Raw genomic sequence first — 12273 nt, forward strand, 5'->3', positions numbered from 1 at the left:
CCGTTTCTCCCGCCGGCGAATGAGGATGCCTGCCGTGAACGTCGTTGGGTTTCCCGCCGCTGCCGTCATGGCATGCCTGCTGCTGCCAGCCACTGCCTCTGCCGCACGTTGCGGCTCGCCGCTGCGCATCGCCTGGCCATCCGACCGCGCGCCGTTGTCCGCCAATGTGCATGGACAGGCGAGCGGACCCGGCGCGGACTACCTGGCATTGCTGGCTGCACAGCGCCCGTTGCTGCCGCAGCCGCTGCCGGCCGTCGCGGTGGTCGAGGGCAGGGTGCCCGGCAACATCCAGGCCCTGCTGGGCTGGCCACGTTCGCAGCTGCCCCCGGGCTGGGTGGCCAGTGCCCCCTTCCTGCAGCTGCCGCAGGTGATCGTACGGCGCCGGGATGCGCCGCCGGTGCTGGGAATGGCGGCGCTGCGCGGGCGCACCGTGGCCAGTCCGGACCCCGAGCCGTTGGCCGCGCTGCTGGCCGAACAGGCACCCGGCGCACAGCTGCTTCCCCCGGCACCGCTCGATGACGCGCTCTCGCTGCTGGGCACCGGCCTGGTCGATGCGGTGATCGCCAATCTCGGTGAGGTCGAGGCCGCCCTGCGGCGCTACCGGGGAGATCCACTGGTCATCGCTGCACCGGCCGGCTTCGACGATGCGCTGGTGCTGGCCACGGTACCCGACTGTGCGGGCGTCATCGATGAGTTCGAGCAGGCCGTGTCCAGTTTGACTGGCGCGCGACGCCAGGCAATGCGTGCGGCCTGGTTGCCGGCGGTGCCGCGAAGCCAGTCGTCACTTTCAGCACTGCACTGGCTGGTGCCGGCCTCGCTGATCCTGCTGGCGCTCGCGCTGGTGTACGCGTTCGGCTATTGGCGCGTGCACCGCGAAAGCGAGCGACGCCGCGTGGCCGCCCAGCGGCTGCAGGAGGTGACCTCGAATCTGCCGGCGGTGGTGTTCCAGGCGCGTCGCTCGGCAGAAGGCCACTACAGCATTCCGCAGATCGCAGGGGATGTACATGCGCTGTTCGGGATCAGCGTCGAGACCGCGCTGATCGATCATCGGCGTCTGCTGGCCGCGGTCCACCCCGACGATCATGCGCGGCTCACGGAAGCGGTCGATGCGGCCGCGCTGGCGCGCGAGCCGATCGATGTCCTCTTCCGGACGCAGTCGCCGCAGGGCTGGCGTTGGGTGCATTCGCATGGACGACCGCTGCCGCGTGGTGGCGGCGTCGTCGAGTGGAGTGGTTACTGGATGGATGTCAGCGAAGTGCAGTCGCGCACCCTTGCGCTGGCACAGGCCAGAGGCGAGGCCGAGCAGGTGGCGTTGGCCAAGACCCACTTCCTGGCGACGATGAGCCACGAGATCCGTACGCCGATGAGCACCCTGCTGGGGATGCTGGAACGGTTGGCCGACAGCGACCTGGATGCGCGCCAGCAGCAGGTGCTTGCCACGGTGGGCGATGCGGCGAGGATGCTGCGGCAGATCCTCGACGATGTGCTGCACAGCCAGCGCCTGCAGCCTGCGCCATTGCAGCTGCGGCCGACCGATCTGGCGGCGATGCTGCGGGCAGTGCAGCAGCTGCTGATGCCTGTTGCGGCCAGCCGGGGCCTGCATCTGCGCATCGAACTCGATCCGGCGTTGCAGGCCGGGCTGCTTGCTGATGGCCTGCGCCTGCGCCAGATCCTGTTCAATCTTGCCGGCAACGCGCTGAAGTTCACCGAGCACGGGAGCGTGGACCTGCAGGTGCGGGTGCTGCAGCACTTGGAGGATGGCCAGCGGCTGCGCCTGCAGGTGAGCGACAGCGGTGTGGGCATCAGTCCGGAACGGCAGCAGGCGGTGTTCGCCGCCTACACCCAGGCCGAGACGTCGACGACGCGCCGCTTCGGCGGAAGTGGCCTGGGCCTGGCGATCTGCCGCGAACTGGCGGCGTCGATGGGCGCCGAACTGCAGCTGCGCAGCAGGCCCGGCGAGGGCACGACGGTGTGGATGGAGCTGGACCTGGCGGCCTGCGAGCGGCCTGTGGAGGCATCACCGCCGCCGGCCGCGACGGTGCCGGCGCTGCCGTCCGCCTGGGTGCTGGTGGCCGAAGACCATCCCACCAACCTGCACCTGCTGGAGCAGCGCCTGCGCGGCCTGGGGCTGCATGTGCATGCCTGCACGGATGGTCGCAAGGCTCTCGAGGCCTGGCAGGCGTGGTCGTTCGATCTGGTGATCACCGACTGCCACATGCCTGAGATGGACGGATTCACGCTGGCGCGCGCGATCCGCGCCGATGCCTGTGCAGCCCGTGCGCGGGTTCCGATCATCGCGCTCACCGCCAGCGTGCTGGACAGGACACGCGAGGCCTGCCGCGACGCCGGCATCGAGCATTTCCTGGCCAAGCCGGTGGAAGCGCCGTCGCTGCACGCGCTGCTGGCCGTACTGCTGGTACCGGACTCAGCCCGCCAGTAGGCGCACGATGCTGGCGGCAGCGTCGCGGCCTTCGGCCACGGCGGTCACCACCAGGTCGGCGCCACGCACCGCATCGCCGCCGGCGAACAGGCGTGGATGCGCGGTCTGGAACGGCAGGCGGTCCTTGCCACCGGCCACGATGCGGCCGTTCGACCGGCCTTCCACGCCGTGCTCGGACAACCACGCCGGCAGCGTCGGCGAGAAGCCGAAGGCGATGATCACCACGTCGGCTTCCAGCAGCGATTCGCTGCCCTCGATCGGCACCGCGTTCTGGCGGCCATTGGCATCGGGTTCGCCCAGGCGGGTCTCGACCACGGTCACGCCGATCACTTCATCATCGGCACCGGCTTCGATCGACAGCGGCTGGCGGTTGAACAGGAAACGCACGCCCTCCTCGCGCGCGTTGGCCACTTCGCGCGCGCTGCCGGGCATGTTGGCCTCGTCGCGGCGGTAGGCGCAGGTGACCTTGGCCGCGCCCAGCCGCACCGCGCTGCGCACGCAGTCCATGCCGGTATCGCCGCCGCCGAGCACCACCACGCGCTTGCCGTTCAGATCGGGCAGGGCGATGGTGTCCTCCCAGCCGGCAATCGGCCGGCCCTTCGGATCATCGCCGCCGACGATGCGGCTGTTCTGCACCAGGAACGGCAGCGCCGGCAGCACGCCCTTCAGGTCCTGGCCGTCCAGGCCGCCATCGGTGTAGCGGTAGGCCCCGGTGCCGACGAACACCGCATCGTGGCTGTCCAGCAGCTGCTGCACACTGACATCGCGGCCGATCTCCACGCCCAGGCGGAACTGCACGCCCATGCCTTCCAGTACTTCGCGGCGGCGGTGGATCACGTCCTTGTCCAGCTTGAAGCTGGGAATGCCGAACTGCAGCAGGCCGCCGATCTGTTCGTAGCGGTCGTAGACCACGGCGGTGATGCCGGCGCGCGCCAGGCGGTCGGCACAGGCCAGGCCGGCCGGGCCGGCACCGATCACCGCAACACTCTGGCCGGTGGGCTGCACCGCGCCCAGGTCGGGGCGCCAGCCGCTGGCCAGGGCGGTATCGACGATGTACTTCTCCACCGCACCGATGGTCACCGCGCCGAATTCCTCCAGCGTGCAGCTGCCTTCGCACAGGCGGTCCTGCGGGCAGACGCGGCCGCACACTTCCGGCAGCGGGTTGGTGCTGTGGCACAGCGTGGCCGCCTCGTGGATGCGGTTTTCCTGCACCAGCTGCAGCCACTGCGGGATGGCGTTGTGCACCGGGCACTTCCAGCTGCAGTACGGGTTGCCGCAGTCCAGGCAGCGTCCGGCCTGGTACTGGGCGTCTTCCTTGCCGAACTTGCCGTACAGCTCGCCCCAGTCGCCGGAGGTGCGCAGTTCCACCGGGATGCGCTGCGGCATGGTGCGGGGCAGGTCGAGGAACTGGAAGGCGTGCTTGCGGCTCATGGCTGGCTCTGGAATGCGAGGGGGGACGTTGCCGGCCAGCGGCCGGCACTACCGGGCAAAATCACGCGGCGCGGCGCAGGGTTTCAGTCAGCGACTCGATGCTGGCGGCCTTGGGTTTGACCAGCCAGAACTTGCCGATGTAATCGCGGAACTCGTCGAGGATCTGCTGCGCCCAGATGCTGCCGGTCAGCTCGCGGTGGCGGCCGATCAGGCGATGCAGGTGCTGGCGATAGTTCTCGAAGCCCTCGGCCGACACGCGGTGGATGTCGATCAGCTCGTGGTTGTAGCGATCGACGAAATCGCGGTCCACGTCCAGCACATAGGCCAGGCCACCGGTGAAGCCAGCGCCGAAGTTCAGGCCGACCTTGCCCAGCACCAGCACCACGCCGTCGGTCATGTATTCGCAGCAGTGGTCACCGGCACCTTCCACCACCGCCAGCGCGCCGGAATTGCGCACCGCGAAGCGCTCGCCGGCACGCCCAGCCGCGAACAGTTCGCCTCCGGTGGCGCCGTACAGGCAGGTGTTGCCGATGATGGCGGTGCTGCGTGCCTCGAAGCGCGCGCCGCGCGGCGGTCGCACCACCAGGCGGCCGCCGGCCATGCCCTTGCCGACGTAGTCGTTGGCCTCGCCTTCCACTTCCAGGTGCAGGCCGCCGACATTGAAGGCGCCGAAGCTCTGCCCGGCACTGCCACGGAAGCGCAGCTCCAGCGGTGCTTCGGCCATGCCCTGGTTGCCATGCGCGCGGGCCACCGCACCGGCCAGGCGGGTGCCGATGCTGCGGTCGGTGTTGTGGATCAGGAACCGGTGTTCGCCACCGCGCTTGTGCTCGATGGCCGGGGCCAGCAGGCCATCCATCTGCGTGGCCAGGCTGTCCGGCGATTCGTACAGGCGCTGCGCGGCGCAGTGGCTGCCTTCGTAACGGGCATCGGCCAGCAGGCGCGACAGGTCCACGCGCACGCCATCGCGCGGCGCGGCCTCGATCTGCCGCAGCAGGTCGGTGCGGCCGACGATTTCCTCCAGCGAACGCGCACCCAGGTACGACAGCCAGCCACGCACTTCCTCGGCCAGCAGGCGGAAGAAGTTCTCCACGCGCTCGGGCTGGCCAGTGAAATGGTTCTCGCGCAGGCGCTCGTCCTGGGTGGCCACGCCGGTGGCGCAGTTGTTGAGGTGGCAGATACGCAGGTACTTGCAGCCCAGCACGATCATCGGCGCGGTGCCGAAGCCGAAGCTGTCCGCACCCAGCAGCGCGGCCTTTACCACGTCCAGGCCGGTTTTCAGGCCACCATCGGTCTGCAGCAGGGTGCGCCCGCGCAGGTCGTTGGCCAGCAGCGCCTGGTGCGCTTCGGCCACGCCCAGTTCCCACGGCACGCCGGCATAGCGGATCGAGCTGACCGGCGAGGCGCCGGTGCCGCCGTCATGGCCGGAGATGGTGATCAGGTCCGCGCCGGCCTTGACCACGCCGGCCGCGATCGTACCCACGCCGGCGTGGCTGACCAGCTTCACCGACACCAGCGCGGTCGGGTTGACCTGCTTGAGGTCGTAGATCAGCTGCGCCAGGTCTTCGATGGAATAGATGTCGTGGTGCGGCGGCGGCGAGATCAGGCCGATGCCGGGGCGCGCATAGCGCAGGCGCGCGATCAGTTCGTTGACCTTGTGGCCGGGCAGCTGGCCGCCTTCGCCGGGCTTGGCACCCTGCGCGACCTTGATCTGCAGCACCTCGGCGTTGACCAGGTATTCGGCGGTGACGCCGAATCGCCCCGAGGCCACCTGCTTGATCTTGCTGCGCCGCGGCGTGCCGTAGCGGGCCGGGTCCTCGCCGCCTTCGCCGGAATTGCTGCGCCCACCGAGGCGGTTCATGGCAATCGCCAGCGCCTCATGCGCTTCCGGTGACAGCGCACCGAGGCTGATCGCTGCGGTATCGAAGCGCGGGAACAGTTCGCTGGCCGGTGCCACTTCATCGAGCGGCGTGGGCGTGGCGGCCGGCACCAGCTGCAGCAGGTCGCGCAGTGCCGACGGCGGCCGTGCATGCACGGCATCGCAGTACTGCTGCCAGGCACGCGGATCGCCACTGCGCGCCGCGCGCTGCAGGGTGGTCACCACGTCCGGGTTGTACATGTGGTACTCGCCGCCGTGCACGTACTTCAGCAGGCCGCCGACATCCACGTCCTGCTGCGCGTCCCAGGCCTGCGCGCACAGCTCGCACGCGTCGGCATCCAGGCGCGCGAAACCGGCGCCACCGATGCGCGAGGCGGTATCGGGGAAGCACAGGTCGACCACCTCCGGTTCCAGGCCGATGATCTCGAACAGCTGCGCGCCGCGGTAGCTGGCCACGGTGCAGATGCCCATCTTCGAGATGATCTTCGACAGGCCCTTGTAGACGCCCTTGCGGTAGCGGCGGCCGATCTGCGACTGCTCGCCGCCCTTGCTGAGCTTGAGGATGCCGCGGCGGCCGAGGTCGAACAGGGTCTGGTAGGCCAGGTACGGGTACACCGCGGTGGCACCAAAGCCGAGCAGGCAGGCCATGTGGTGCGGGTCGCGCGCGGTGCCGGTCTCGACGATAAGATTCACGTCGCAGCGCAGGCCCAGCCGCGAGAGGTGGTGGTGGATGGCGCTGGTGGCCAGCAGGGCGTGCACCATCGGCCGCCCGGCCACCGGGTAGCGGTCGGACAGCAGCAGCATCACCATGCCGTCGCGCGCGGCCTGCTCGGCCTCGGCACAGATGCGCTCGATACCGGCACGCAGGCCTTCGTCCTCGCTGTAGGACAGGTCGAGCAGGCGGTTGGCCTGCACGTACTGCTCCATCTTCAGCAGCTGGCGCAGCTTGCGCTGGCTGAGCACCGGCGAATTGAGGATGACGTGGTTCACCGTCTCCGGGCCGGCATGGAAGATGTTGGTCTCCTTGCCGAGCTGGGTGGACAGGGACATCGCGCAGTCTTCGCGCAGCGGGTCGATCGGCGGGTTGGTGACCTGGGCGAAGGCCTGGCGGAAGTAGTCGTAGAGCGGACGGCTGCGCTGGCTGAGCACCGCCATCGGCGTGTCATCGCCCATCGAGCCGGTAGCTTCCTGTTCGGTCTCGGCCAGCGGCCGCAGCACCTGCTCCACTTCCTCGCTGCTGAGCTGGTACAGCTTGTGATAGCTGCGCAGGGTACCTTCGTCGAAGGGCTCTTCCACCAGTGACGGGTCGATCAGTTCGGTCTGCAGGTAGGTGACGCCCTGCTGCAGCCACTGCTTGTACGGTGCGCGGCCGCGGTTGATGCGGTCGATGGCTTCCGAATCGAGCAGGTCGCCGCGCTTGAGGTCGATGGCGATCATCTCGCCCGGGCCGAGCTTGCCCTTGCGCACCACGCGCTCGGTCGGCACTTCCCACACGCCGGCTTCGGAGGCGACCAGGAAGTGGCGGTCGGCGGTCAGCATCCAGCGCGCCGGGCGCAGGCCGTTGCGGTCGAGGGTGCATACGGCATAGCGGCTGTCGCAGGCGACGATGCCGGCCGGGCCGTCCCACGGCTCGCTGTTGAGGCCATGGAACTCGTAGAACGCGGCCAGGTCCGGGTCCTTGAACTCCAGCGATTGGGTGGCCGGTGGCACCAGGATGCGCAGCGCCTGGATCAGCTCCATGCCCCCGGCGACCATCAACTCCAGCATGTTGTCCAGGCTCTGCGAGTCCGAACCGTGCATGGAGATCACCGGATCGAATTCGCCGATATCGAAGCGCGGCGTCTTCCACACCTTGCTGCGCGCCTGCGCCCAGCGCCGGTTGCCTTCGATGGTGTTGATCTCGCCGTTGTGGGCGAGCATCCGGAACGGGTGGGCCAGCGGCCAGCGTGGCAGGGTGTTGGTGGAGAAGCGCTGGTGGAACACGATCGCGCTGGAGGCCAGTTCGCGGCGCTGCAGGTCCGGGTAGAAGCGGCTGAGCTTGTCCGGCAGCACCATGCCCTTGTAGCTGATCGCATCCGGGGTGAGCGTGGTGACGTAGAAGTCGGCATGCGCGCGCAGCTGCTGTTCGCTGCGACGGCGCGCCAGGAACAGGGCCAGCGCGAAGCCGGCGTCGTCCTGGCCGATGCCGGCGTCGACGAACACCTGTTCGATGCGCGGCAGCGTGTCGCGCGCCAGCTGGCCACAGACGCTGTCGTCGGTGGGCACCTCACGCCAGCCGGCCACCTTGCAGCCCACGGCTTCCACCTGCGCCTGCAGCTGGGTGCGGCAGGCCTGCGCGGCATCGGCGTCGTGCGGCAGGAACACCAGGCCAGCGGCGAAGCGCGCGGCGACGACGATGCCTGCTTCGTTGGCCAGCAGTTTCAGGAAAGCATCGGGGCGGCGCAGCAGCAGGCCGCAGCCATCGCCGGTCAGGCCGTCGGCGGCGACGCCGCCACGGTGGGTCATGCGCGAGAGCGCGGCGATGGCGGTATCAACCAACAGGCGCGAAGGTTGATCGTCGAGCTGGGCGACCATGCCAAATCCACAGGCATCGCGCTCGGAGCGCGGGTCGTAAAGCCCTTGGCGGTTGCGGGGGGCCATCTCTACCTCGATGCGGAATGAATTGAACGGGGACACTCAAGCCCGCCCAATCCCTGGAGCGCATCGTGAGGCCACCGGATGCCTCGACTAGATCACAGGTTGCTGCAGCGCCGCAATACACGGTTGCAGGTGCAACAGAAAGCGCCGGCACGCCCGTGCCGGCGCGGGGCCGGACTCAGCCGCAGCGCGTGCCGCTGACTGCGCCCTTGTCGTCCACTTCGATGTTGAGGCGGTCGCCGAGGAACTCCATCGTGGCCACGTCGTTGGGCTTGAGCACGCGCAGCTGGCTGGCGCCGGCGTCTTCCTGCGCCTGCTTGCCCAGCGCGTCGGTGTAGGCCTGGCCGACCAGGCTCTGCACCTGGCTGGCGTCGCAGGTGCCGACCGGCGGCGCCTCGGTCGCCTTGCCTGCGTCGTCGGCCGGTGCCTTGGCGGCTTCGGCGGCCTGCTGGGCATGGGCGGTGGCCGAATCCTGTTCATCCAGCGCCGGTGCCTGGCAGGCGGTCAGGGCCAGCACGGCCGGCAGCAACAGGGCGGAGAGCGAACGGGCGCGAATCGGGAACGACATCATGACTCCGGAAGGGGTTGTGAAGACCCGAGCATAGCGGCGAACCGACCCTCACGTGTTTGTCTTGTGTTATCGACAGGATCGCGGCATCGCAGCCGCGACACTGCAGGCATGCCAACGCCCTCCACACCCGAGCGCCAGGCGGCACGTGCTGCCGGCCTGCGCTATGTCGATGACACCCAGCCCGGCATCAGCCGCCGCCGCGCCGGCACGGGATTCAGCTACCGCGACGCCGACGGCCATGCAGTGCGCGATGCCGCCACCCTGCACCGCATCCGCGCGCTGGCCATCCCGCCGGCCTACACCGCCGTGTGGATCTGCGCGCACGCCAACGGCCACCTTCAGGCTACCGGTCGCGATGCGCGTGGGCGCAAGCAGTACCGATACCACGCCGATTGGGCGAAGGAGCGTGACGCCGGCAAGTTCGACCGCATCATCGCCTTTGGCGAGGCCTTGCCCTCGCTGAGGCGGCGGTTGTCGCGCGATCTCAAGCGGCCGGGTTTCCCCAGGGAAAAGGTGCTGGCGATGGTGGTGGCGCTGCTGGCCGACACCCTGGTGCGGGTCGGCAATGAAACCTACGCACAACAGAACCGCTCGTTCGGACTGACCACACTACGCAACCGCCATCTGGAGCTGCTGCGTGGCGGGCGGGTGCGCATGCGCTTCCGCGGCAAGTCCGGGCAGCTGCAGGAGGTGACCGTGGGCGACCGCAGGCTGGGCCTGTTGGTGCGGCGCCTGCAGCAGCTGCCGGGGCAGGCGCTGTTCCAGTACCGCGATGACGACGGTGCGCTGCAGCCGGTGGATTCCGGCGCAGTGAACGACTACCTGCGCGAGGTGATGGGCGAGGACTTCACCGCCAAGGATTTCCGCACCTGGGGCGGCACCGTGGCGGCGGTGCAGACCTTCGCCGCCACCGAGCTGCCGGAACCGGCCAGCCAGCGCGCGCTGGCCCAGGCACAACGGGCGGTGGTGTGCGAGGTGGCGGCGTTGCTGGGCAACACGCCGGCGGTGTGCCGCAAGGCCTATATCGACCCGTGCGTGTTCGCCGGCTGGGAACGCGGCGAACTGGCCAAGCTGGCCGGCCTGCGCGGCCCGCGCCAGTGGGAGCAGGCAACGCTGAAGGTGCTGCGCCGGGCGCGGCGGTTGGCCAACCGCAGCGCCTGAACCCTCGGTAGCGTCGAGCTCGCTCGACGGCTGTTATCCGCAGTAGATCGCGGTGATGTTGTTGGTGCGGCCCTTCTCGATGGTCAGGCGGTCACCGCCTTCGCTGGCCGGCGGCACCCGCGGACCGTCGTGGCGCAGCACCCGCACGTGCAGGCTGTCGCTGTCCACGCGTGCACGCGCAACGGTGGCGTCCGAAGCGGCCAGGCCCAGCGCACCGCGCACCATGTCGCTGTGGCACTGGCCGGAAATCACGCCGTCGATCGGCTGCACCTGGGCCATGGGCGCGCTGCTGCAGGCGGCGAGGGCGAAGCAGATGGTGGCGGTGGCGATTGCATGTTTCATGGAGGCGTTCCTTGTGTGGTTGCGTGCAGCCTGCGGCGGCGCACGTAGTGGCGGAATGAATACCGTGCACATCGTGGACACGGCGTATTCACTGCTGCCGAAAGCAGGGGTGGAGACACTGCAGGAGCGGCATGCGCCGCCCCCGGTAGTGCCGGCCGCTGGCCGGCAGCCCCTTTCCCTCCCGAGGAGACCCTGCATGGCCACCATCAAGAAGACCCCCGCCCGCCGCAAAGCCTCGCCCAAGGTGCGCAAGGGCAGCACCGCAAGCCAGACCGTCGCCGATTCCGATCGCCCGCGCGTGGTGAAGACCGCCACCCGCAAGGCCGCCGCCGGTGATCCGCGCGCAGCGCGCGTCGCGGCCCGGCAGCGGCGCCTGCAGGACCAGGAGAAGGCCAAGGACGTGCGCGCGGCAAAAAAAGCAACGAAGAAGACCGCGACCCAGGCCGGTGCGCGCCGGCAACCGGAGGCGATGCCGGCGCAGCAGCTGGCCAAGCCTGGGCATGAACACGAACTGGAGCTGGCGCCGCGTTTCCTTGCACCGGACTACGCCGGCAGCGGCAAGCTGCAGGGCATGCGCGCGATCATCACCGGTGGCGATTCTGGTATCGGCCGTGCGGTGGCAGTACTGTTCGCACGCGAAGGCGCCGATGTGGCGGTACTGCATTTGGACGAGGCCGAGGACGCGGACATCACCCGCCAGCACGTGGAGCGCGAAGGCGGTCGCTGCGTGGTGATCGCCGGTGACGTGCGCGATCCGCGCTTCTGCAACAAGGCGGTCAAGCAGGTGGCCAAGGCGTTCGGCGGCATCGACATCCTGGTCAACAACGCCGCGTTCCAGCTGCATTGCGAGCGCCTGGAAGACCTGGAAGACGCGCATCTGCAGGAAACCCTGCAGACCAACATCGGCGGTTACATCCAGATGGCGCGCGCGGTGCTGCCGCACCTGGGCGAGGGTGCCAGCATCATCAACACAGGATCGGAAACGGGAATCTTCGGCAGCAAGGCGCTGATCGACTACTCGGCCACCAAGGGCGCGATCCATGCCTTCACCAAGGCGCTGGCCAGCCAGCTGCTGCCACGTGGCATCCGGGTCAACTGCGTGGCGCCGGGGCCGGTGTGGACGCCGCTGAATCCGGCTGACAAGACGGCGGAGGACGTGGCGGCGTTCGGCAAGGACAGTGACATGGGCCGGCCTGCACAGCCCGAAGAACTGTCGCCGGCCTATGTGCTCCTGGCCTCACCGGCCTGCGCCAGCTACATCAGCGGGGTGATCCTGCCGGTGATGGGCGGTCCGCGCGGCTGACGCGGCGGCGGTGCCGGCCGCTGGCCGGCAGCTATCCTCGGCGCATGCGAACAGAGGATGGGGTGGGCATGGACGGCACCGCTGAATACCTGTGGCTGCCGCCGGGCGCCACACCGCCCGAACGGGCCTGCTCCCCTTGCCGGGCCATTGTTGCTGTCGAAGCCGCCGTGGAGGCGGACTGGCAGGCGCCGATGAGCGATTGGCTGGTGCGCAGGGGTTGCCGCTACATGATGGCCTGGGGCATCGAGTGCAGCGGTTGGGATGATGCGGTGGACATGGCATCGCCGGAGGTCGAGTGCGCCGACTTCGTGATGACCACCTGGCATGATCGCGACACCCTGGCGGAGGTGTCGGCGTTCTGCGCCATTGCCCAGCACTCTACGCTGGAGCTGCCGCACACTCGGGTGTTGCATGTTGCTGGGGTGGCCGACCGGGCGCGCGTGCTTGCAGGTGTTCAGGGCGCTGTTGCAGCAGATGCGTAAAGGCAGATGCGTAAAGATCGGCGATGCGCG

8 protein-coding genes are annotated in these 12273 nt (G+C 69.1%); 4 read left to right on the plus strand and 4 right to left on the minus strand.

Annotation, left to right across the window (positions count from 1 at the left end; genetic code table 11):
- Positions 1-25: 25 nt before the first annotated feature.
- Positions 26-2440 (plus strand): ATP-binding protein, encoded by a 2415-nt coding sequence (locus VN11_RS00445; RefSeq protein ID WP_187299787.1) that lies wholly within the window; start codon positions 26-28, stop codon positions 2438-2440.
- Here VN11_RS00445 and VN11_RS00450 read toward each other — a convergent pair.
- From VN11_RS00450 to VN11_RS00460, 3 genes are all read right to left on the minus strand, one after another.
- Complete coding sequence (locus VN11_RS00450; RefSeq protein ID WP_053448405.1) at positions 2426-3871, minus strand: FAD-dependent oxidoreductase; 1446 nt, start codon at positions 3869-3871, stop codon at positions 2426-2428. The genes VN11_RS00445 and VN11_RS00450 overlap by 15 nt on opposite strands.
- 61 nt (positions 3872-3932) lie before the next feature.
- Entirely contained in the window at positions 3933-8387 is a 4455-nt protein-coding gene (gltB, locus tag VN11_RS00455; protein WP_053448406.1) for a glutamate synthase large subunit, read from the minus strand.
- A 175-nt stretch (positions 8388-8562) separates the two neighbouring features.
- Complete coding sequence (locus VN11_RS00460) at positions 8563-8952, minus strand: I78 family peptidase inhibitor (protein WP_053448407.1); 390 nt, start codon at positions 8950-8952, stop codon at positions 8563-8565.
- Positions 8953-9063: 111 nt separating this feature from the next.
- On the opposite strand from VN11_RS00460, the gene VN11_RS00465 reads away from it, so the two are divergent.
- Complete coding sequence (locus VN11_RS00465; RefSeq protein ID WP_053448408.1) at positions 9064-10116, plus strand: DNA topoisomerase IB; 1053 nt, start codon at positions 9064-9066, stop codon at positions 10114-10116.
- Between the two features lie 33 nt (positions 10117-10149).
- Here VN11_RS00465 and VN11_RS00470 read toward each other — a convergent pair whose 3' ends face one another.
- Positions 10150-10458, minus strand: coding sequence for a hypothetical protein (locus tag VN11_RS00470; RefSeq protein ID WP_053448409.1), 309 nt, complete (start codon positions 10456-10458; stop codon positions 10150-10152).
- 196 nt (positions 10459-10654) lie between these two features.
- Here VN11_RS00470 and VN11_RS00475 point away from each other — a divergent pair, with 196 nt between their 5' ends.
- Both VN11_RS00475 and VN11_RS00480 read left to right on the plus strand, forming a co-directional pair.
- Positions 10655-11761 carry an SDR family oxidoreductase gene (locus VN11_RS00475; RefSeq protein WP_053448410.1) on the plus strand — a complete coding sequence of 369 codons (1107 nt, stop codon included), beginning with the start codon at positions 10655-10657 and terminating at the stop codon, positions 11759-11761.
- 68 nt (positions 11762-11829) lie between these two features.
- Positions 11830-12243, plus strand: coding sequence for a DUF7684 family protein (locus VN11_RS00480; protein WP_053448411.1), 414 nt, complete (start codon positions 11830-11832; stop codon positions 12241-12243).
- Positions 12244-12273: the final 30 nt, after the last annotated feature.

The organism is Stenotrophomonas maltophilia (genome assembly GCF_001274595.1).
GTDB classification, from domain to species: domain Bacteria; phylum Pseudomonadota; class Gammaproteobacteria; order Xanthomonadales; family Xanthomonadaceae; genus Stenotrophomonas; species Stenotrophomonas forensis.